General features: G+C 62.3%; 18 protein-coding genes. 15 read left to right on the top strand and 3 right to left on the bottom strand.

Annotated elements, in window-relative coordinates:
* The first annotated feature begins 91 nt into the window (after window positions 1-91).
* The 8 genes from secA (at window position 92) to amaB (ending at window position 11,633) form a co-directional block, all read left to right on the top strand.
* Entirely contained in the window at window positions 92-3,493 is a 3,402-nt protein-coding gene (secA, locus tag D0T11_RS00280) for a preprotein translocase subunit SecA (protein ID WP_119653789.1), read from the top strand.
* A gap of 347 nt (window positions 3,494-3,840) precedes the next feature.
* Window positions 3,841-4,518: a deoxyribose-phosphate aldolase gene (deoC, locus tag D0T11_RS00275; RefSeq protein WP_119653788.1), complete on the top strand. Its 678-nt coding sequence runs from the start codon at window positions 3,841-3,843 to the stop codon at window positions 4,516-4,518.
* Complete coding sequence (locus D0T11_RS00270; RefSeq protein WP_147374461.1) at window positions 4,499-5,035, top strand: sporulation protein; 537 nt, start codon at window positions 4,499-4,501, stop codon at window positions 5,033-5,035. The genes deoC and D0T11_RS00270 overlap by 20 nt, the downstream gene beginning before the upstream one ends.
* A gap of 74 nt (window positions 5,036-5,109) precedes the next feature.
* The gene (locus tag D0T11_RS00265; RefSeq protein ID WP_119653786.1) at window positions 5,110-6,312 is read left to right on the top strand and encodes a M20 metallopeptidase family protein; all 1,203 of its coding nucleotides are present in this window, start codon (window positions 5,110-5,112) and stop codon (window positions 6,310-6,312) included.
* Between the two features lie 76 nt (window positions 6,313-6,388).
* A complete protein-coding gene (locus D0T11_RS00260; protein WP_119653785.1) occupies window positions 6,389-7,216 on the top strand; it encodes a hypothetical protein in 828 nt (275 codons plus the stop codon).
* Window positions 7,217-7,437: 221 nt separating this feature from the next.
* A complete protein-coding gene (locus D0T11_RS00255) occupies window positions 7,438-7,884 on the top strand; it encodes an Hsp20/alpha crystallin family protein (protein ID WP_119653784.1) in 447 nt (148 codons plus the stop codon).
* 277 nt (window positions 7,885-8,161) lie between these two features.
* On the top strand, window positions 8,162-9,670 hold the full coding sequence (locus tag D0T11_RS00250; protein ID WP_245990561.1) for a Do family serine endopeptidase: 1,509 nt from the start codon (window positions 8,162-8,164) through the stop codon (window positions 9,668-9,670).
* A 364-nt stretch (window positions 9,671-10,034) separates the two neighbouring features.
* On the top strand, window positions 10,035-11,633 hold the full coding sequence (amaB, locus tag D0T11_RS00245) for an L-piperidine-6-carboxylate dehydrogenase (protein WP_245990560.1): 1,599 nt from the start codon (window positions 10,035-10,037) through the stop codon (window positions 11,631-11,633).
* Window positions 11,634-11,708: 75 nt separating this feature from the next.
* Here amaB and D0T11_RS00240 read toward each other — a convergent pair whose 3' ends face one another.
* Window positions 11,709-12,239, bottom strand: a complete 531-nt coding sequence (locus D0T11_RS00240; protein ID WP_119653782.1) for a hypothetical protein — start codon at window positions 12,237-12,239, stop codon at window positions 11,709-11,711.
* A 205-nt stretch (window positions 12,240-12,444) separates the two neighbouring features.
* Between D0T11_RS00240 and D0T11_RS00235 the strand changes: the two genes are divergently transcribed.
* From D0T11_RS00235 to D0T11_RS00215, 5 genes are all read left to right on the top strand, one after another.
* Entirely contained in the window at window positions 12,445-13,008 is a 564-nt protein-coding gene (locus D0T11_RS00235; protein ID WP_119653781.1) for an RNA polymerase sigma factor, read from the top strand.
* Window positions 13,009-13,124: 116 nt separating this feature from the next.
* A complete protein-coding gene (locus D0T11_RS00230) occupies window positions 13,125-13,862 on the top strand; it encodes a hypothetical protein (protein ID WP_119653780.1) in 738 nt (245 codons plus the stop codon).
* Between the two features lie 4 nt (window positions 13,863-13,866).
* Entirely contained in the window at window positions 13,867-15,105 is a 1,239-nt protein-coding gene (locus tag D0T11_RS00225) for a hypothetical protein (RefSeq protein WP_147374460.1), read from the top strand.
* Window positions 15,106-15,255: 150 nt separating this feature from the next.
* Window positions 15,256-15,822 (top strand): PPC domain-containing DNA-binding protein, encoded by a 567-nt coding sequence (locus tag D0T11_RS00220; protein WP_119653778.1) that lies wholly within the window; start codon window positions 15,256-15,258, stop codon window positions 15,820-15,822.
* A gap of 185 nt (window positions 15,823-16,007) precedes the next feature.
* Window positions 16,008-16,520, top strand: a complete 513-nt coding sequence (locus D0T11_RS00215; RefSeq protein ID WP_119653777.1) for a PaaI family thioesterase — start codon at window positions 16,008-16,010, stop codon at window positions 16,518-16,520.
* 183 nt (window positions 16,521-16,703) lie between these two features.
* On the opposite strand, the gene D0T11_RS00210 is transcribed toward D0T11_RS00215, so the two are convergent.
* Window positions 16,704-18,275 carry a diadenylate cyclase gene (locus D0T11_RS00210; protein ID WP_119653776.1) on the bottom strand — a complete coding sequence of 524 codons (1,572 nt, stop codon included), beginning with the start codon at window positions 18,273-18,275 and terminating at the stop codon, window positions 16,704-16,706.
* A gap of 317 nt (window positions 18,276-18,592) precedes the next feature.
* On the bottom strand, window positions 18,593-19,387 hold the full coding sequence (locus D0T11_RS00205) for an energy transducer TonB (protein ID WP_119653775.1): 795 nt from the start codon (window positions 19,385-19,387) through the stop codon (window positions 18,593-18,595).
* Between the two features lie 110 nt (window positions 19,388-19,497).
* On the opposite strand from D0T11_RS00205, the gene D0T11_RS00200 reads away from it, so the two are divergent.
* The gene (locus tag D0T11_RS00200; protein ID WP_119653774.1) at window positions 19,498-19,932 is read left to right on the top strand and encodes a RidA family protein; all 435 of its coding nucleotides are present in this window, start codon (window positions 19,498-19,500) and stop codon (window positions 19,930-19,932) included.
* 3 nt (window positions 19,933-19,935) lie between these two features.
* Window positions 19,936-21,030, top strand: a complete 1,095-nt coding sequence (locus tag D0T11_RS00195; RefSeq protein WP_119653773.1) for a hypothetical protein — start codon at window positions 19,936-19,938, stop codon at window positions 21,028-21,030.
* Window positions 21,031-21,057: the final 27 nt, after the last annotated feature.

The raw sequence follows: 21,057 nt of genomic DNA, 5'->3' as shown, positions 1-21,057 counted from the left end.
GCGACGCCATGGCGGTAAAAGAGCCGGGGTATTCCCGAAAAACGCCGTAAATTTGAGTTGCGCCCCGGCGTTTCAATTAAGGTAAACCAACATGCTTGATTTTCTAGGGAAGACCGTCGCCAAATTGTTCGGGTCCAAATCGGACAAAGACTTGAAGGAGATTGTCCCGTACGTGGCGTTGATTAATGCCGAATATGCCAAACTGGCACAACTCAGCGACGACGAGTTGCGCGCCCGCACCGACGAAGTGCGGGGCCGCATCAACGCCCACCTGAAAACCATCGACGACCAGCTGAGTGCGCTGCACGAGCAGGTAAACGCCGAAAACCTCGATGCCCTGCGCAAAGAGGAGTTGTTCGACCAAATCGACACCCTGGAAAAGCAGCGCAACAAGGAGCTGGAAACCGTGCTGCTGGAGGTGCTGCCTCTCTCGTTCGCTATTACCAAGGAAACCGCCCGCCGCTACACCCAGAACAAGCAGCTGGTAGTAACGGCCACCGACTACGACCGCGACTATGCCCGGCGCAAGCCCAACGTGACCATTGAGGGCGACAAAGCCATCTGGAGCAACACGTGGCTGGCCGCCGGCGCCGAAGTCACCTGGGACATGATTCACTACGACGTGCAGCTGATTGGCGGCGTGGTACTGCACCAGGGCAAAATTGCCGAAATGGCCACCGGCGAAGGTAAAACGCTGGTTTCAACCCTGCCGTCCTTCCTTAACGCGCTAGCCAAGCGCGGCGTGCACCTGGTAACGGTAAACGACTACCTGGCCAAGCGCGACTCGGAGTGGAACGCGCCGCTGTTCGAGTTCCACGGCATCACGGTGGACTGCATCGACAAGCATCAGCCCAACACCGATGCCCGCCGTCAGGCCTACCTGGCCGACATCACCTACGGCACCAACAACGAATTTGGCTTCGACTACCTGCGCGACAACATGGCCCGCGACCCCCAGGAGCTGGTGCAGCGCAAGCACCACTACGCCATGGTCGACGAAGTGGACTCCGTGCTGATTGACGACGCCCGGACCCCGCTCATCATCTCGGGTCCCGTGCCTCGCGGCGACGTGCACGAGTTCTACCAGCTCAAGCCCCGGATTCAGAAGGTGGTGGATGCCCAGAAAAAGCAGGTGCAGAACTACCTGGTGGAAGCCCGCAAACTCCTCAAGGAAGGCAACGACGGCCCCAAGGAGGGCGAAGGTGGCTTGGCCCTGTTCCGGGCTTTCCGGGGCTTGCCCAAGAGCAAGCCGCTCATCAAGTTCCTCTCGGAAACCGGCATGCGCGCTATACTGCTGAAGGTGGAAAACCACTACCTCCAGGACAACCAGCGCCAGATGCCCCAGGCCGATATGCCCTTGTTCTTCACCATTGACGAGAAGAACAACCAGATTGAGCTCACGGAGAAGGGCCTCGACCTGATTACGGGCGAGGGCGAAGACCACCACTTCTTCATCATGCCCGACATCGGGACCGAGCTGGCCAACATCGAGAAGGACGCGGCCCTCACGGCCGAGGAGAAGCTGCACACCAAGGAGAAGGTCATGGACGACTTCCAGATCAAGTCGGAGCGCATCCACACCATCAACCAGCTGCTGAAGGCCTACACGCTCTTCGAGAAGGATGACCAGTACATCCTGACCGACGACGGCAAGGTGAAAATTGTGGATGAGCAGACCGGCCGCGTGATGGAAGGCCGCCGCTACTCCGACGGTTTGCACCAGGCCCTGGAAGCCAAGGAAAACGTGCGGGTGGAAGAACTCACCCAGACCTACGCCACCGTGACGCTCCAGAACTACTTCCGCATGTACCACAAGCTGGGCGGCATGACGGGTACGGCCGAAACCGAGGCCGGCGAGTTCTGGGAAATCTACAAGCTCGACGTGGTAGTAGTGCCCACCAACCGGGGCATTGCCCGTCAGGATGAGCACGACAAGGTATACAAAACGGTGCGCGAGAAGTACAACGCCGTAGCCGACGAAATTCAGGAGTTGGTGCAGGCCGGCCGCCCCGTGCTGGTGGGTACCACGAGCGTGGAGATTTCGGAGCTGGTGAGCCGGATGCTCAAGTTCAAAGGCATTCCCCACCAGGTGCTCAACGCCAAGCAGAACCAGCGCGAAGCCGAAATTGTGGCCGGCGCGGGCTTCCCCGGTACCGTGACCATTGCCACCAACATGGCCGGCCGCGGTACCGACATCAAGCTGCGCGAAACGTCTAAGGCGTCGGGCGGTTTGGCCATTATTGGCACTGAGCGCCACGAGTCGCGCCGCGTTGACCGCCAGCTGCGGGGCCGCGCCGGCCGCCAGGGCGACCCGGGCTCCTCGCAGTTCTTCGTGAGCCTCGAGGACAACCTGATGCGCCTGTTCGGTTCCGACCGCATTGCCAAACTCATGGACCGTATGGGCCTGGAGGAAGGCGAGGTGATTCAGCACTCCATGATTACGAGCTCCATTGAGCGGGCCCAGAAGAAGGTGGAGGAAAACAACTTCGGCATCCGTAAGCGCCTGCTCGAGTACGATGACGTGATGAACGCCCAGCGCGAGGTAGTCTACAAGCGCCGCCGCAACGCCCTGCACGGCGAGCGGCTGGAGCTCGACATCTGGAACATGATTTACGATGTCTGCGAGGACATTGTGGTGGGTCACAAGGGCAACAACGATTTCGAGGACTTCAAGCTGGCCGTCATCCGGGTGTTCGGCTACGATACCCACCTCACCGGCCAGGACCTGAGCGGGATGTCGGCCAACGCCCTCACCCAGAAGCTCTACGACGAGTCGCTGGGCTACTACCACAGCAAGAACGAGTTCATTGCCGGCAACTCTATGCCGCTGATCAATGATTTGCTGAACCAGAACTCGCCCTACGAGAACATTGCCGTGCCGTTCACCGACGGCCGCAAGCAGGTGCAGGCCGTTGCCAACCTGCGCCGGGCCCAGGGCAACCAGGGCCACGAGGTGATCCGGGGCATGGAGAAGGTAGTGGTGCTGGCCGTCATCGACGAAGCCTGGACCAAGCACCTGCGCGCCATGGACGACCTGAAGCAGGTGGTGCAGAACGCCGTGTACGAGCAGAAAGACCCGCTGCTGGTCTATAAGTTCGAGTCGTTTGAGCTTTTCAAGCAGATGATCAGCAAGGTGAACGAGGACACCATCCAGTTCCTGTTCCGGGCCGATGTGCCCACTCAGGCCGGCGAGAACGGGGAGGACGAGTTCGAGTACTTCACCGAGGATGAGCTGCCCGTGGCCCCGCCCCAGCCCAAGCTGCAAGCCCAGAAAGAAACCTCGTCCGTGTCGCTCGGCGCGGGTCCGGAGGATCTGGAGCAGGATGGGGCCATGCAGGTAATGGAAAAGCAGCAGCCCGCTAAGTCGCAGAAAGTGGCTAACCGCAACGAAAAGGTGAGCGTGCAGTACCTGGATGGCCGCATCGTGCGCGATGTGAAATTCAAGCAGGTAGAAGATGACCTGCTCAACGAGCGCGCCGTGCTCATCGACTAACTAACTGCTGTTACGCAGGTCGCTTCCGGTAGCTGCGGTGGCAGGTCGTTTTTCGTTGCTCGTTTTTCGGGGCTGATTGGTTACTGAAGGTAAAGCAGCCCCGAAAAACGAAAAACGAAAAACGAATGCTTCAACGGCTACTGCGTAACAGCAGTAACCAATTGCCAGGGTGCAGGAGCGTTGACCAAAGTATGGTCATCCTGCGCTTGTGAAGGACCTTATTACGCTTGAACGGCCGTAACAACGACTCGTTTTAGCGCGGTAAGGTCCTTCCTTCGTCAGAACGACCACCTGCAAACTGTCCCCGGCACCGTCAGAACGTCGCTCAATACCCCAAGCCCTAACGGATGAACCTTGCACCCTATATCGACCACACGCTGCTACGGCCCGATGCCAGTCCGGCGCAGATTGCCCGGCTCTGCGCCGAAGCCGCCGCGCAGCGGTTTGCCAGCGCCTGCGTGCCGCCCAGCTACGTGCGCCAGGCGGCCGAGGCTCTGGAGGGTTCGGGCGTGGCCGTGTGCACCGTTATCGGGTTTCCGCTGGGCTACGCGCTGGCCAAGGTGAAGTTTTTTGAGGCCCATCAGGCCTTGAGCGACGGGGCTACCGAGCTGGATATGGTCCTTAACTTGGGCGATTTGCAGGCCGGCCGCCTGGTCGAGGTGGAGGACGAAATTGGGCAGCTGGCCGAGCTGTGCCGGTTTCGGGGCGCACTGCTGAAGGTTATCATCGAAACGGCCCTGCTGACGGAGGCGGAAATCGTGACGGCCTGCCGGCTCTGCGCCGAAGCCGGGGCCGACTTCGTGAAAACCAGCACCGGCTTCGCCAGCCGGGGCGCTTCGGTGGCCGATGTTGCCCTGATGCGTGCTTCATTGCCCACCCACATCCGCATCAAAGCCTCCGGCGGAATCCGAACCCGGGCGGCGGCCCTGGCCCTGGTGGCCGCCGGCGCCGACCGGATCGGGGCTTCGAACGGCGTAGCTTTGCTCCTTGATTCCGCTCCCGCCCATGACTCCACTGCTTCGTAACGTGCTGCTGTTTTCCGCCCTGTTGTCGCTCGGGGCCTGTGCTGCTTCCGGCCCCGCCGCCCCGGCTGCCGATACGGCCCGCCGCGCCGCGCCCCAGCTGCCACCCGAAGACCTGAGCCGCTTCCGGCCCACGTTCCCGGCCCCCAAACCGGCCCCGGCCGTGGCTCCGGCTCCGGCGCGCCCGGTGCCGCCTACCAACCAGGTCAATGCCCAGATCGACCAACGGCTGCGCGACCAGGCCTTCACCAACCAGAACGTGAAGTATGCCCAGGGCTACCGCATTCTGGCCTACGTGGGGCTGGAGAAAGACAAGGCCATGGCCGTGCGCCGGTCCGTTATCAGCCGCTACCCCGAAGAAACCGACTACCTCACCTACAAGCAGCCTATCTTTCGCCTCCAGATTGGCGACTACCTCACCCGCCTCGAAGCGGCCCAGGCCCTGCTGCGCATCCGCCCCCTCGCGCCCCGCGCCGAGCTGGAGTCCATGCAGGTGAACATCAACAAACGAGGCTATTAGGTTTTGGCTGTTAGCTTTTGGCTTTCGTTCACCCAGCTAACAGCTAAAACGGAATAGCTAACAGATCAGTAATTATGAACCACCTGCTCCCCCGCATCAAGCAACTGGCAAGCGAGGCTGCGGCCGAAACTGTCGCCCTGCGCGAACACCTGCATGCCCACCCGGAGCTCTCGTTCGAGGAACACCAGACGGTGGCCTTCGTGGCGGAGCAACTGCGCAAGCTTGGGTTGCAGCCCCAGCCCATTGCCACTACCGGCCTGGTGGTGCTCATTGAGGGCCGCAACCCCGGCGCGCGCACCGTGGCCCTGCGCGCCGACATGGACGCGCTGCCCATCACGGAACTGAACCAGGTGGCCTACAAGTCGCGGAATCCGGGCGTGATGCACGCCTGCGGCCACGACGTGCATACCTCGTCGCTGCTGGGCGTGGCCCGCATTCTGGTGGCGCTCCGCGACGAGTTTGAAGGCAGCGTGAAACTCCTGTTCCAGCCCGGCGAAGAGGTGCTGCCCGGCGGGGCCTCGCTCATGATTGCCGAAGGCGCGCTCGAAAACCCCAAACCCGCCAGCGTGCTGGGCCAGCACGTATTTCCGCTGCTGCCCGCCGGCAAGGTAGGCCTGCGCGCCGGCCGCTACATGGCCAGCACCGACGAGCTCTACCTGACCGTGCGCGGCAAGGGCGGCCACGGGGCCATGCCCGAGCAGAACGTGGACCCGGTGCTGGTGGCGGCCCATATCATTGTGGCGGCTCAGCAGATTGTGAGCCGCCGGGCTAACCCCAAGCTGCCCTCGGTGCTCTCGTTTGGGAAGGTTATTGCCCAGGGTGCCACCAACGTCATTCCGAACGAGGTGCACCTGGAAGGCACCTTTCGCACCCTGAACGAGGAGTGGCGCAACGAGGCCCACGAGCACCTGCGCCGCCTCTGCGAAGGCCTGGCCGCGAGCATGGGCGCGAGCTGCGAGCTGGAAATCCGCCGGGGCTACCCCTACCTCGAAAACGAGCCCGCCCTCACGGCCCGGACCGAGCAGGCCGCCGTGGAGTATCTGGGTCGCGAGAACGTGGTGGAGCTGGATCAGTGGATGGCCGCCGAGGACTTCGCCTACTTCAGCCAGGCCGCCAGCGCCTGTTTCTACCGCCTCGGCACCGCCGCCGCCGACGGCAGCGGCCGCCTCACCTCCAGCGTCCACACGCCCACCTTCGACATCGACCCCCACGCCCTCGAAGTTGGCCCCGGCCTGATGGCCTGGCTGGCGCTGCGGGAGCTGGCGGAGCAGCCCTAACGTCGTGACACTGTAGCGCGAAGCCTCTGCTTGGCGCTACAGTGTCCTTTTAGTCACATATCCTTCTATGCGCCTTATGCGTTTTCTTCCGCTCTGCGCTGCCGCGCTGCTGGTGCTGCTGGTGCTGCTGGCCGAAACTGCCGCCGCCCAGCGCCGCAGCACCTCCGATTTGGTTGTGCTGCCCGAAGTGCAGGCCGAAATTGCCCTGGCCGGCAACGACTACGTGCTGGTAGGAGTGAATGCGCTTAGTCAGGCCAACCGGGGGGGGGGCACGTTCGCCGGTGGGCAGCTCCGGCTGGGCTACGAGCACTTCTGGGATGAGCACTGGAGCTGGGGGCCTACTCTGCGTATCGGCAGCGACGCGGGCGGGGGCTACGGTGATTTTTTGGGCGTAGCGGGCAATCTGACCCCCGGTGCCCTGCTTCGGCACACCAACTCGCTAGGCCAGTTGACGTTCAGCCAGCGGCTGGCGGCAGAATACGCGGTAGTAACCAACGATTCCTACGGCAACAGCGGTAACCGGGCGCACGCGCGGCTGCGGCTGGGCCTGGAGCGCACGTTTGCCGTCGGAACGCACATGTCGCTGCGGCCCCGGCTTTCTTATGAGGCCCTGGCCTACCTGCGCTTCCAGCGCGACGCCAACCAGAACAAGGAGCGTTTTATCGACTTCGGCAACGCCCGGGCGGAAATAGGGGTGCGGCTCTGCCCGCGCGTGGACTTCACGCCCTGGGTAGCCCTGCAGACCCAGTACATCAACGCCCTACTGCTACGGGATGCCAACGGCAATATCATCACGGGTGGGCGCACCAACCTGCGCGCACCCATTCTGGGCCTCGACCTGCGCCTGTTGCTTGGGAAAAGCGCCTTGTCGGCTGACCGAACCGTGCTGCCTACCCAGCATTAGAGCCTGGATAAGACATTTTGTCTGGCAATGACAAAATTATCGAAAGCCTATTAGAGGTCTATTGGCGCATTATTGCTACTTTAAAGAGAGAATGAGTGAGCTTGAGTAATTGAAAAAAATGTCAATATGGCATGGTTTGCTGGCTGGTACAGAATTTATGAAGAAGCAGTATTGCCGGCTTACAAACCGGTCTTCTATTTCAACCTTAATTCCTGCTTCCCATGGCAACTCTGCTGTATAACAACCGTCCGGCTCGTACTTCCTTCAACTCGGTTCTCAACGAGATGCTGCGCGACACGCTCCCGGCCCAGAACAAACCAGCCGAATCGTTCAGTCCGGCCGCAGATGTGCTGGAAAGTTCCGAGGGCTTCCAACTGCACCTCATGCTGCCCGGCGTAGCGAAGGAAGACGTGCAGATTGACTTCCAGGACGGTCAGCTTACCGTGAGCGGGGAGCGCAAAGCCCCGAAAGCCGCTGAAAACGCCACCGGGAATGCCCCCGCGTTCCGGCGCGTGGAATCGGGTTACGGCAAGTTCGCGCGCACCTTCCGCCTGCCCGACACCGTGGACGTGACGGGCATCGGGGCCGAGCTCACCAACGGCATCCTGCACCTCTCCCTACCCTTCGACAGCAAGAAGGTGACCAAGCACCAGATTGAGGTGCGCTAAATCAGCCACAAAAAAGGGCACCCCACGGGGTGCCCTTTTTTGTGGCCAGCCGCCCGTCGGGGGCCGAATCAGGAGCCTGCGCCCGAAACAATCTACCAACGGGCCTTATTTTACCCTCAACAGGCATGCAACCAGACACTATTCGCGTGGTATCCGGCGTTAGGAAGGCGTGAAAGCTGCCCGGCTGGCCCCGTTCTGGTCATCGGGATATGGGCTGCTCGCATTTTCGTTGTATTTTCAACTCACTATCTTTTCATTCTTCACCTTTTTTTTACCCATGCAAGCAAAACAACTGATGCTCGGCCTGCTGGGCTCCGCCATTCTGGGCGGAGGCGTGGCCGTAGGGGGGTACAAACTGTTGGAGCCGGAGCGCGCCAACTCACCGCAGGCGCTGGCCGCCGACCCCAACGTGCGCTACACCAGCGAATTAAAAAGCAGCACCTACACAGTGCCCGAGGGCCTCAACTTCACGGCCGCCGCCGCCACCGTTACCCCGGCCGTGGTACACGTGATGACCGAATACGCCCCCAAAGCCAGTCAGAACGATATGTCGCGGATGGACCCCTTCCTGCGCCAGTTCTTCGGCGACGAAATGGAACAGGGCCGGAGCCGGGGCCGCCAGCAGGGACCCCAGCAAGGCTCCGGCTCGGGCGTTATCATCGCCGCCAACGGCTACATCGTGACCAACAACCACGTGATTGACAAGGCCGACAAGATTGAGGTGGTGATGGACGACAAGCGCAAGTTTCAGGCAGAGCTGGTCGGTTCCGACCCCACCACCGATCTGGCCCTGCTCAAGGTAAAGGCCGATAACCTGCCCTTCATCCGTTACGGCAACTCCGACGACGTGCGGGTAGGGGAGTGGGTGCTGGCTGTGGGCAACCCCTTCAACCTGAACTCGACCGTGACGGCGGGTATCATCTCGGCTAAGGGCCGTAACATCAACATCCTGCGCCGCGAGGACGGGATGGGCGTGGAGTCGTTTTTGCAAACCGATGCCGTGGTGAACCCCGGTAACTCGGGTGGGGCGCTGGTCAACCTCAACGGCGACCTGATCGGCATCAACTCCGCCATTGCTTCGCAGACGGGCTCGTTCGTGGGCTATTCATTTGCCGTGCCTAGCTCCATCGTGAGCAAGGTGATTGACGATTTGCTCAAGTATAAAGTGGTGCAGCGGGCCTTGCTGGGTGTGCAGATCCGGGAAGTAGATGCCACGCTGGCTGCGGAGAAGAAGCTCAAGAACCTGCGGGGCGTGTACGTGATGAGCGCGGGCAAAAACAGCTCCGCCGCCGAAGCCGGCCTCCAGGAAGGCGACGTTATCACCGAAATCAACGGCGCGAAGGTGAACACGTCGTCGCAATTGCAGGAGCAGGTAGCCCGCTTCCGCCCCGGCGACAAAATCAAGGTGACTTACCTGCGCGACGAAAAGGAGCGTACTGCCACGGCTACGCTGCGCAACGCTACGGGTACTACCGACGTCATCCGGGAGGTAGCCGCGACCGGCCTCACTTATGAGGGAGCGACGCTGGCTCCGGTTACGCGCCAGGAACTAAGCAAGCTCGGGATTGAGGGAGGAGCCAAAATCAGCGGCATCCGCAACTCCAATTTCCGCGAAACCGGTATTGCCGACGGCTTCATCATCACCCGCATCGACAAGAACAAAGTGGCCAGCCCCCAGGACGTGCAGCGCTACCTCGAGGCGGCCAAAGAAACCGACGGCGCCTTGGTGGAAGGCATCTACCCCGACGGCCGCAAAGCCTACTACCCCATTGGGCAGGCCCAGTAAGCGGCCTTGCCAAACGGACCAGAGAACCGGGACTTCGCCTTTTCTGATCTGATTGTGAAAGCCTCCGCTACTCTGGTAGTGGAGGCTTTTTGTTGCTTGCTGCTGTCCGACTGAAAGCAGAAACTTCAGTTGCGGCATTGCAGTCAAGAAGAGCAAGGCTGACGTTGCTTGGCTACACCGTATGCATGGCGGCCAGCGCTTCGTGCGACAAGCCTATAGTCCTCGTGGGCTAAGTCTTGTTTGCGTGCAGTAGGGTGAGGCCTGCCAAACCTGGCCCCAATCTAATTTGCTAGCTTTGTAACAGGCCGCTTTTTCGGGGCGGCCCTGAAAACGTATTTCCCACCCACCCATAGTTACCCCTTTTATGAAGCAAGCACTCGAAGAAGCCGTGGCCACCGGCACCGACGTACAGGACCACGACCACCACGGCATCCGGCAGGTTCTGCGCGAGCTGGGCATCCAGGACCACAACGCTGCCTGGAGCACCGGCCTCGAATGGGGCGGCGCTGATAATAAGAACACCCGCACCATTCACTCGCCCGCCGATGGCCAGGTAATCGGCACTGTGGCTATGGCCACCGCCGAGGACTACGAAGCCGTGGTGGCCAAGGCCCAGGAAGCCTTCAAAACCTGGCGCACCGTGCCGGCGCCCAAGCGCGGCGAAATCGTGCGCCAGATCGGCAACAAGCTCCGCGACTACAAGGACGCGCTGGGCAAGCTGGTGAGCTACGAAATGGGAAAAATCCTGCAGGAAGGCCTCGGCGAAGTGCAGGAAATGATTGACATCTGCGACTTCGCGGTAGGCCTTTCGCGCCAGCTCCACGGCCTGACGATGCACTCCGAGCGCCCCGCCCACCGCATGTACGAGCAGTACCACCCGCTGGGCGTGGTGGGTATCATTTCGGCCTTCAATTTCCCGGTGGCCGTCTGGAGCTGGAACGCCATGCTGGCGGCCGTCTGCGGCGACACCTGCATCTGGAAGCCTTCCGAGAAAACCCCGCTCACCGGCGTAGCCGTGCAGCACATCATCAAAGACGTGCTCAAGGACAACGACCTGCCTGAGGGCATTTTCAACCTGATTATCGGCGACGCCGAGATTGGGGCCAAAATGGCGGCCGATGGGCGCGTGCCGCTGGTTTCGGCCACGGGCAGCACCCGCATGGGCAAGAAAGTAGGGGAGGCCGTGGGAGCCCGGTTGGGCAAGTCGCTGCTGGAGCTGGGCGGCAACAACGCCATCATCCTCACCGAGCACGCCGATTTGGGCATTGCCCTGCCGGGCATCGTGTTCGGGGCCGTGGGCACCTGCGGGCAGCGCTGCACCAGCACCCGCCGCCTCATCATCCACGACTCGATTTACGACGACGTGAAGGCGCGCCTGCTCAAAATCTACCCCAACCTGCCCATCGGCCACCCCTTGCAGGACGGCACGCTGGTTGGCCCGCTGATTGATCAGGATTCGGTGAACGGCTTCAAGAGTGCGCTGGCGGCGGTGCAGAAAGAAGGCGGCAAGCTGCTCATCGGGGGCGAAGTGCTCGAAGGTGATAAGTACGCAACCGGCACCTACGTGACGCCCGCCATTGTGGAAGCGCAGAACGAATACGCCACGGTGCAGGACGAAACCTTCGCGCCCATTCTCTACCTGATTAAGTACAGCGGTGAGGTAACGGCGGCCATCGACCTGCAAAACGGCGTGCGCCAGGGCTTGTCGTCGAGCATTTTCACGCTCAACATGCGCGAGGCCGAAACCTTCCTCAGCTACGGCGGCTCCGACTGCGGCATTGCCAACGTGAACATCGGCACCAGCGGGGCCGAAATCGGGGGGGCCTTCGGGGGCGAGAAGGAAACCGGCGGCGGCCGCGAATCCGGCTCCGACGCCTGGAAGGTGTACATGCGCCGCCAGACCAACACCATCAACTACAGCACCACGCTCCCGCTGGCCCAGGGCATCAAGTTCGACGTGTAGCTTTTGCTCTTCTAAATTACATGAACGGCCCGCTCGGTTTTACCGGGCGGGCCGTTTGGCGTTGCGTAGAGGCGATTAAAGGCCGATCTTGATGTCGCCGTGGCCTTTGTAGTAAATTGCTGTGCCGTCGTACAAGACGTAATAAAGCCGGTAGCGCTTGCCCTGCTGATAAGCGCTGCCAAGCACATTGTAGTAGAACTCCGCGTTGCGAACGGCCGGAGAGCTTAACATCGGTCCCACTACCTGATATTTGGCATCTACGATAACGAATTTGCACGACACGGGCACTGGCGTGTCGTACCGGAAAATAGCTTGGCCAGCCCCAATTGGGTTGGGCCAGGCAATGATTTGCGAGGTGGTGACGTTGCCGGTGGCGGTGGCATTCAGATCCAGGCCTAAACTCCGAAACAAGTCCTGCTCCTGCTGATTCCAAGTGGCATCTACGGTCCAGTCCGTCGGATCAGGGTCGCCCTGGAGCCGGCCGCTGGCGTCGCGCTGGGTAATGCCGCCGTTAGGGCCGAAGTCGATGGTAGGCGAGTCGTTGTGCTTGTTGCAGGCGGCCAAAGTACCGAGAGCCGTAAAAAGCAGGAGGGAAGGAAACTTCATTTGCGCCGGATATCTTTAAGGTGGATGAAATAAGTGGCTGGCCTAAAGATAGGTGGGCGAGCTGTCTGGGCAATAGATGCAACCCCGGCCCGGCCCGGCTGTCTTTCCCCTGCTTACCTGCCAGCACGAACTGTTTCAGCCCGGAAAGGTGGATATTTACAATTCTGCCGCTGTTCCTGAACCACCGCCCAGCCAGACGCAACCTATGGAGGCTTTTGCTTACACCGACATCAACGCCCCGCTGGTCGAGCGGTGCCGTTTGGGCGACCGGCGCGCCCAGGCCGAAATTTATAAGCGCTATGCCAAGGCCATGTTCAACGCCTCGTTGCGCATCACGGGCGACTACGCCGAGGCCGAGGACGTGTTGCAGGAAGCGTTTCTGAGCGCTTTCCGGGAGCTGCACAGCTACAAAGGCGACTCCTCGTTCGGTTCTTGGCTCAAACGCATCGTCATCAACAAGAGCATTAACTGCCTGCGCAACCGCCGCCTGACGCTGGTGCCCCTGGGCGAGCAGCACGATGGAGCCGCCGCCGACTCGGCTGACCACGGCCCCGATCCGGAAATTACCAGCTGGCGGGCCGATGTGGTGCGCCGCTGCGTGCAGGATTTGCCCGATGGCTACCGCGTCGTGCTCACCCTCTACCTGCTCGAAGGTTACGACCACGCCGAAATTGCCGGCATTCTTAACATCACTGAATCCACTTCCAAGTCGCAGTACAGCCGGGCCCGCAAAAAGCTCCTGGAGCTGGCCCGCCAGCACGGTCTGTAAAGCTGCCACCTGATTTTTTCACGCTGACCTGCCCGCGGGAAACAGCGGATACCGGCTCTGGCCCACCCCGCGCCCGACCCGCCGATTCCGCCGCCCGCCTGCCCTACCACCCCACCATGAACGACAAGAATATCGGACTGGAAACCTTCATGGACCACCACCGCGCCGACTTCGACGTGTTCGAGCCGCGCCCCGATTTGTGGGACGATATTGCCCTGGACCTGGACTTGAAAGAGACGGCGGCCCAGCCGCAAGCCCCGCCCCTGCGGGTGCTGCCACTCTTCCCGACGGCCGGCTTGCCGCCGGTTGCCGCCCCCGACGCGGCGGTTCGCTCGGCGCGCCCCTACGGCGTGGCAGCGGCCGTAGCCACGCTGCTGCTGCTGAGCACCTGGTTCTGGCAGCACCGTACCGAGGCCACCATCTGGACGCGTACCGGCCAGCCGGTTGTGGCGGCGGCGGCGGGTAGCCCCGACTCCTATGCCGGCCCCGAACTGGCGGCCACTGCCGCCGCCACCGGCCCCGAGCAGCGTCTGGCCAGCGCCGTGCAGCGCATGGAGGCCTACTATACTACTCAGCTCACGGAGCGGGAGCAGGCCCTGCGCCAGGCCGATACCGAAACGGCCGTCGCGCCCCGGGCCGACTGGCAGCAGGAACTCACCGCCCTCGACTCGACGTACCAGCAGCTTAAAACGGAGCTCTACCGCAACCCCGAGCCCGACGTGGTGCTGGCGGCCATGAACCGCAACATGCAGATTCGGCTGGACCTGCTGGCCCAGCAGCTACGCACCCGGGAACGAATCCGCGAGTATCATAGCCAACCCTACATGGTGGCCGATAGCCGCCGCATTCCGTAACCCCATGCCTCGTTTTTGGTTTCTTGACCGCGGCCGGGCCGGGCAGGGACTGGTGCTGGCGGCTCTGCTCATGCTAACGGTGGCCGCCGGCCACGCCCAGGCTCCGGCCGCTGCCGCGCCTTCGGAAGCGCATTTCTACGAGCCGGCGCCCGCCAGTCTGCCGGGCCAGGGAGTGCCCGACGCGCGTGCGGGCAGCAGTGCCCAGGGGCCGCAGGATGAGGGCCAGCCCGCGCTGGCCGTGGAGAAGGTGCGCAAAATCAGCCGCACGTTTGCCACCAGCGCCACCAAGCTCTACACCCTCGACACCCGTTATGGCCGGGTGCAGGTGAACGTCTGGAACCGGCCTGAAGTGCGCACCGACGTGGACATCATCACCCGGGCCGAAACGGAGGAAAAGGCCCAGGAGCTTCAGGACATGATTCAGGTGCAGATCCAGGACCAGGACCCCGTGACCGGGGGCATCGTGGCCCGGTCGCGCTTCGGAGCCCTGCCCCGGGAGTGCCGCAGCCGCACCAAGCTCTACGAGGTGAACTACACTGTGTGGGTACCCAAAAACAACCCGCTGGCCCTGCACAATACCTTCGGCGAAATCAACCTGACCGGCGACCTGACCGGGGCTACGGAACTCAGCATTGCCTACGGCAGCCTGCGCACGGCCCGTCTGGAGGGGCCGCGCAACACCCTCAAGGTGTGCAATGCTCAGTGCGCCGTACCCTACGCCAAACGAGCCGTTATCGACGCCGCCTACGCCAAAGTGCGCCTCACCGAAGGCGGAGTCGTGGAGCTGCTCAACAACAACTCCGACATTGATATTGCCACGGTGCAGGACCTGACGGTGCACAGCAAGTACGGCGATGTGGCCTTGGGCACGGTGCACAACCTGCGCGGCTCCTCCGGATATTCCAAATTCAGCATCGACAAGCTCAGCAACCAGCTCGATATGAAGGTGCAGTATTGCCCTAATTTTGAGGTGCGCAATACCGGCAAGAACTTCCGCCACATTACCCTGGATGGCGGTTACAGTACCATTCTGCTGAACTTTGCAGACGGCGCGGGCTTTGATTTCGACGTGAATACTGAGTTTGGCAAGCTGCTGGTAGACAAGCGCCTGGTAAGGGTGGACTCGGAAGAATCCAGCTCTTCTTCCAGCGACACGCAGGGAACCTTTGGGGTCGTACCGATGCGCAACCCCGGCAACGTGAGCATCAAAATGCGCTACGGCAACGTGCGCTTTAATCAGTGAAGGCGGTGCTGGCAGTGCCGGCAGGCAGGAGCCCGGAGCTGGAAGCCGGCCAGCCGTAGCCGCCAGAAAGGAAGCTTTCCTTGTGTTTAGCGCGCCAGCGCCCGATTCTTTATTTCTTCCTTCCACCCGACTCCTCCGGCCCCCAATCCTATGCGGTTCATTCTCTGGGCAGTGCTGCTGCTGACCACCGGCCGTGGGGTTGCCCAAACTGTCCCGGCTATGCCTGCTGCTCCGTTACCTGCTCTTGCGGCTTCCTCTTCGCTGCGAACGTACGCGCTGCGGTTGCGGCCGGGCCAGGATGTGCGCCGGGAGCTGCTGGCTTTCGTGCAGCAACAAAATCTGAAAGCGGCCTGCCTGCTGACCGCCGTGGGCAGCCTGACCACGGCCACTTTGCGCCTGGCCAACCAGGAAGGCCCGACGGTGTACCAGGGCCATTTTGAAATCGTATCCCTGGTCGGCACGCTGGCCGTGAGCGGCAGCCACCTGCACTTGTCGGTTGCCGATTCTACGGGGCGCACCATCGGGGGGCATCTGCTGGACGGAAACGTAGTGTATACCACCGTGGAGCTGGTCATCGGGGAGCTACCGGAGTTGGAATTCAGCCGCGAAACCGACCCCACATTCGGCTACCGCGAGCTGACGGTACGGCCCGCTGCGGCTGGCCCCGCTCCGGCCGGTACCGCGCCGCCCGCCCGCCCGGGCCGCCGCAAAAAGTAGGGCTGCCCGACTTCTGATTACCGCCGCCGCCCTGCTATCGATACCGCAGGGACCGGAAGAATACGGTCCTGGCACGAAGTGGCCTGCCGGACTACTCAGGCAGCCGAGGGGTTTACCTATTTGCGGGGGATGATAGTCGGCATGACGAGTAAATTTCGTTCCTTGTAGAAAGCAACCCACCCGCCATGACCAACCCCACCACGCCCGCTGCGGCCGGCACTGCCCGGATGGAGCAGTTCCGCCGCACCATCAGCAACCCCCTGAAACTGCGCCTGTTCATGCTGCGCCGCCTGCCGATGGCCTACCTGGCCGGCCTGCGCCTGGCCGAACTGACGCCGGAGCAGGCCACCATCACGGTGCGCTACAAGTACCTGACCCAGAATCCGTTCAAGAGCATCTATTTTGCCTGCCTGAGCATGGCGGCTGAAATGGCCAGCGGCCTGCTGGCCATGATGCATGTGCAGAGCGGTTCCCCGGTGTCGATGCTGGTGGTGGGCCTGGAGGCCGATTTCAGCAAGAAAGCCGTGGGCCTCATCCGCTTCACCAGCCCCGACGGGGCCGCCATCGGCCAGGCCATTGCCGAGAGCCGCGCCACCGGCGAGGGCCGCACCGTGGTCTGCACCAGTACGGGCCTCGACGAAGCCGGCGACACAGTCGCGGTGTTTCGGATTACGTGGTCGTTTAGGGCGAAACGGTAGCGGTAAATGAGTGAAGTGGAGAATGAGTGTAGATGATCTGTCATCCTGAGCGGAGCGAAGGACCTTATCACATAGGACCGATTCGTTGATACGATTATCGTTCTCACGTGATAAGGTCCTTCGCTCCGCTCAGGATGACAGATCATCTACACCACTTCACTTATCCACCATCTCACTCATCCACTACTCCTCCCGCAGGCTGTCCTTGGTAATCACGTCCACCAGCCCGTCTTCGCTGACGACGATGGCCAGGCAGGGGTAGGGGGAGCTGTCGACGTAGCGGATGGCGGAGTTGTAGCGGGCGCCGCGGGTGCTGGTGCCGTGGCCCGAGGCTTTGCCGTCGAGGATGACGCCGATGGAGTAGCAGAACGCCTCCGGATCGAGGAGTACGGCCCCGTCGATGGCCGTAACGAGGCGGGTGATGAGGGGCGTGAGCGGTACGGGCTCGATGAGGGTGCACTGGAGCTTGAGCCGGTCGGCCTCGGCCAGCGCTTCGGTCGTAATGACGAGCAGGGTACCCGCCTTCTGGCGGCTGGCTTCGAGCACCACATCCCAGAGCTTCTCGATTTTGCCCGCGTCGGTGAGGTGGAAGGTGCGCTTGAGGTCGCGCCGGAACTTGGTACGGTTGAGGCGGGTGCGGGGCAGGCTGGGCTGGCCGTAGTGGGAGCGCATGAGCACCTGCCCGCCGTGCTGGAACTCCCAGGCGTAATGGGTGACGAAGCTGATGACGAATAAATCCTCCCGGGTGGCATCGTACTGCCCGATCTGCCGGCCCAGGGCGTACACGTTCTCGCCGTCGGCCAGCAGGCTCACGTCGGGCGTGGTCATTTCCAGTAGCTTGCGCACGGCCCGGTAGTCGGTGAGCGGGGTGGGGCAGGTGAGGGCGAATACTTCCGACAGGTTGGGGTGGCCGCGGCGGGCCAGCAGCATCTTGCCCACGCCCTCGGCCCCCTCGTAGCGCAACGAGGAAATGGTGTTGCAGGTGGCAAACAGCTTGGTCGCGGCCGGGTTCATGCCCATGTCCTGGGCCGGCGTATCCATGAAGAGCTTGCCGGCCGAGCGGATAATTTCGTCGGTTTCTCGGGGGCGCATCAGCAAACCCGAGCCCGGCTCCGGTTCGGTGAGCGACTTGATGCAGTCCTCGTTGAAGCGCAGGATGGCCGCCATAATGAGCGAGTGCGACAGCAGCCGGCCATCGGTATAGAAGCGGTTGGGCTGGAGGGCAGGGTAGCTGTGGTACACCTTACGGTTGAGCTGGAGCACGGGCATTACCAGGTGGCGGGCCACCTGCACCGGCCATCCGGCAAAGGACAGCACCTTGCCGTTGGCATCCAGCTCGTTGAACACCTCCTGCACGGCCTGGCGCACGCCACGCCCGTACTGCTTGCGGCGCAGCAGCTCCTCACTCTCCAGGTCGAGGTCGGTGGGCTGCCAGGTGTGAGTGAGTTGCAGCACCCGGCCCCGGTTGAGCACCTGGCCGAACTGGGGCGGCTCGAAACCGCAGTCGCGGGGTTCAAACTGGATGTCGGCCGGTGCTTCGCCCTCGGCCAGCAGGTTGGGTTCCAGGGGCAGGGCCAGCAGAAACACGTGGGGGTTCAGGTCTTCGTCAAGGGCTTCAAAAATACCGCTGGCAATGGCCTGGGCCGCCTGCCGGAACCGGGCCTGATAGGGCCAGATAGAGTAGCTGGAGGGCAGGGGCAGAGGAGTCCCGAAACCAACGGGCGGAGCAGAAATCAGCGGCAGGGGTGATAACATAAAGGAAGGCGGAAGGAGCGGGGAACGAACGTTGGCCGTCGGCGGGCAGGGCCGCCGACCGTGGGGCTAACGGATTCGGAGGGAAAGTATTTTAATGCAGGCAGCGGGCGTTGGTTGCTAGTTGTCGGTTGTCAGGAAGAACGTCATTCCGAGCGAAGGCGGAGCCGTAGCCGAGGAATCTCGCGGACTGATGGTGGTAGGGTATGCTGACAACAGGAGTAGTTGGGCAACGTCAGCCCGCGAGATTCCTCGGCTCCGCTCGGAATGACGTTTTTCCTGACAACCGACAACTAGACTACAGCTAGACTACAGCTAGACTACAGCGAGAAGACAACCGGTAGCACCATTTTTTGCTTTATGGGCTGGCCTTTATACATGGCGGGCTCCCACTTGGGGGCCGCCTTAATCAGGCGGATAGCCTCCTCATCCAGGCCCGAGCCGAGACGCTTAATGGGTTTGATATCGGTGAGGGAACCGTCTTTCTCCACGATGAACTCCATCATCACCCGGCCTTCCGCCTTGCGCTGGAGGGCCAGCGCCGGATATTGCTGATTGAGCTGAATCCATTCGAAGAACGCCTCCGTACCGCCCACCGGGCGGGCGGGCTGGTCGGCGCTGACCACTTGGGTGGTAGGCCCGGCGGTGCCCGCCGCCGCTGGCGCAGTGGCCGGAGCCGCTGGGGCGTCGCCGGGAATCTGGAAGCTGATGGGCACCGTGACGCGCTGGCGCACCACGCCGCCCCGGTGCTGGGCGGGCGTCCAGCGCGGGGCGGCCTGCACCAGCCGGATGGCCTCGGCATCGAGCAGCGGGTGGAGGGGCTGGGCCACGGCCACGTTGGAAATAGAACCGGTTTTCTCAATCACGAACGTAACCGTGGCCGTGCCCTGGGCCCCGGCTTGCAGGGCCGCGGTGGGGTATTGCTGATTCTCGGCCAGGTACTGGCCAAACGCCTCGGGGCCGCCGGCGGGCTGGGCGGGCTTCTCCACCGCGTCGTAGATTTCATTGGCGGGCGGGGCCTTCGGATACTTGAGCTTTTGCTGGGCGTAGGCGGGGGCCAGGGCGGCCGTGCTCAGCAAAACGGCCATCAGCAACGGGCGGAAACGATACGACATAGCAGTGGAATCAGGAGAAAAGGGAAGGCGGGCGGCTACAACAACCGCACCAGCCAAGCCTTAAGTTCGCGGATTCTGCCCAAATGCCGGCGTTTCGTAGCTTTGGCAGTATGGCACCTGACGCAACTTCCTCGGCCCACAACTCCGGCCGCGCCCCCGAGCCGGTGGGCCTCTACCCCCACGCCCGCCGCGTGGGCCACCTGCTGTTTCTCTCGGGCGTGGGCCCCCGCCAGCGCGGCCAAACCCAGGTGCCCGGCGTAGAACTGGACGCCGAAGGCCGTATTGTCCGCTACGATTTCGAGAGCCAGTGCCACGCCGTGTTCCGCAACGTGCGCTACATTCTGGAAGAAGCCGGAGCTGGCTGGGACGACCTCGTGGACGTTACCGTGTTCCTGACCAACATGCGGGACGATTTCGCCACCTACAACCGCCTCTACGCCGAGTACTTCCAGACCAACCAGCCCTGCCGCACGACCGTGGAAGTGAACTGCCTGCCCACGCCCATTGCCATCGAACTGAAATGCGTGGCGGCAATGGCGGGATAAAAGATGCACCAAAAGAAGATGACCAAAATAGGGCTGTTTGTCCTGTTGCTGAGCGGCGGTTCGGCTGCCCGGGCACAGGATACGTGGACGGACCTGCGAGCGGAGCAGGTAGCGAAGCTCCGCGCTATGACCGGCGCGTACGAAGGCCAACTGGCCGGCAAATACCCCGTCCGGCTGCTGCTCAGCCCCGGCCCGGCCGATACGCTGGTGACGGGCATGTATTACTACCTCTCGAAGGGCCAGCCCCTGAACCTGACCGGCTTCACCCGCCCCAGTGTGCCGACGCAGAGGCTGGAGTTACGCGAAACGGTGCCTACGGCGGCGGACGCAACGGGCTGGTTCACCCTTGGCCTGAGTTTTCAGCAGGAGTTGCTGGGCTCCTGGTATAATGCTTCCGGCACCACGTTGCTGCCCGTGAGCCTGCGGCGCGTTGGCGGCGCGGCCCGCCCGGCGGCGCTGGTGGCGCACATCACCCCCAAAACTTACCTGAACTCGTTCCGGGTGCCGGTAATTACGATGCCCGACGCCAGCGTGACCCGGCTACTGGCGCACTGGTTTTCGCTACGCAACCTCACGGGCGACGATGTGCCCGACCTGCGCGGGCTGCTGGCGGAGCACAGCGGCATTCAGGCGGCAGATTACACGACCAACTACAACGCCCGGGGCCTGCTGAGCCTAACCGTTCTGACCGAAGGTTTAGGTGCCAGCGTATGGTATGATGCAAAAACCCACAATCTGGACCTGATAACGGGCTTCCCGATTCTGCTGGCCGATGAGCTGAAGCCGGAGTTGCTCCCGCAGTTTTTGGCGCTGGGGCAAGAAAAGCTGGCCGAAAGAAACAACGATTGCGTAGCTAATCAAGCTGGCTTTCTTTCGGATGAAGACAAGGTGGGGGTTTTGGGCCAGGAATTTTCCCTATCCAGCACGCAAGAATATACTATGGGTCCCACCGGCCTCGTACTCGACCACCCGGTGAGCTACGATGGGCTGTCGAACTTCGTGTTTAAAGTGTTGCAGGGAAGTTTCCCAATCACCTTCACATACGCGGAGTTGAAACCATTTTTGCGGTCCAACAGTCCGTTGCGCCGCCTGCTGTAAGCGGAGTTCCGGCGCGCCCTGGCCCTC

The organism is Hymenobacter rubripertinctus (genome assembly GCF_003583925.1).
In the GTDB taxonomy this organism is placed as follows: Bacteria; Bacteroidota; Bacteroidia; order Cytophagales; family Hymenobacteraceae; genus Hymenobacter; species Hymenobacter rubripertinctus.
This window is presented reverse-complemented; position numbering and strand designations above follow the sequence as displayed.

Bases quoted from the DNA above. Each gene is read 5' to 3' on its own strand.
- D0T11_RS00240 (WP_119653782.1), bottom strand. From the start codon at position 12,239: ATGAAGTTTCCTTCCCTCCTGCTTTTTACGGCTCTCGGTACTTTGGCC.
- D0T11_RS00255 (WP_119653784.1), top strand. From the start codon at position 7,438: ATGGCAACTCTGCTGTATAACAACCGTCCGGCTCGTACTTCCTTCAAC.
- D0T11_RS00220 (WP_119653778.1), top strand. From the start codon at position 15,256: ATGCGGTTCATTCTCTGGGCAGTGCTGCTGCTGACCACCGGCCGTGGG.
- D0T11_RS00200 (WP_119653774.1), top strand. From the start codon at position 19,498: ATGGCACCTGACGCAACTTCCTCGGCCCACAACTCCGGCCGCGCCCCC.
- D0T11_RS00205 (WP_119653775.1), bottom strand. From the start codon at position 19,387: ATGTCGTATCGTTTCCGCCCGTTGCTGATGGCCGTTTTGCTGAGCACG.
- D0T11_RS00195 (WP_119653773.1), top strand. From the start codon at position 19,936: ATGCACCAAAAGAAGATGACCAAAATAGGGCTGTTTGTCCTGTTGCTG.
- D0T11_RS00230 (WP_119653780.1), top strand. From the start codon at position 13,125: ATGAACGACAAGAATATCGGACTGGAAACCTTCATGGACCACCACCGC.
- D0T11_RS00250 (WP_245990561.1), top strand. From the start codon at position 8,162: ATGCAAGCAAAACAACTGATGCTCGGCCTGCTGGGCTCCGCCATTCTG.
- D0T11_RS00270 (WP_147374461.1), top strand. From the start codon at position 4,499: ATGACTCCACTGCTTCGTAACGTGCTGCTGTTTTCCGCCCTGTTGTCG.
- D0T11_RS00210 (WP_119653776.1), bottom strand. From the start codon at position 18,275: ATGTTATCACCCCTGCCGCTGATTTCTGCTCCGCCCGTTGGTTTCGGG.
- amaB (WP_245990560.1), top strand. From the start codon at position 10,035: ATGAAGCAAGCACTCGAAGAAGCCGTGGCCACCGGCACCGACGTACAG.
- secA (WP_119653789.1), top strand. From the start codon at position 92: ATGCTTGATTTTCTAGGGAAGACCGTCGCCAAATTGTTCGGGTCCAAA.
- D0T11_RS00235 (WP_119653781.1), top strand. From the start codon at position 12,445: ATGGAGGCTTTTGCTTACACCGACATCAACGCCCCGCTGGTCGAGCGG.
- D0T11_RS00265 (WP_119653786.1), top strand. From the start codon at position 5,110: ATGAACCACCTGCTCCCCCGCATCAAGCAACTGGCAAGCGAGGCTGCG.
- deoC (WP_119653788.1), top strand. From the start codon at position 3,841: ATGAACCTTGCACCCTATATCGACCACACGCTGCTACGGCCCGATGCC.
- D0T11_RS00215 (WP_119653777.1), top strand. From the start codon at position 16,008: ATGACCAACCCCACCACGCCCGCTGCGGCCGGCACTGCCCGGATGGAG.
- D0T11_RS00260 (WP_119653785.1), top strand. From the start codon at position 6,389: ATGCGTTTTCTTCCGCTCTGCGCTGCCGCGCTGCTGGTGCTGCTGGTG.
- D0T11_RS00225 (WP_147374460.1), top strand. From the start codon at position 13,867: ATGCCTCGTTTTTGGTTTCTTGACCGCGGCCGGGCCGGGCAGGGACTG.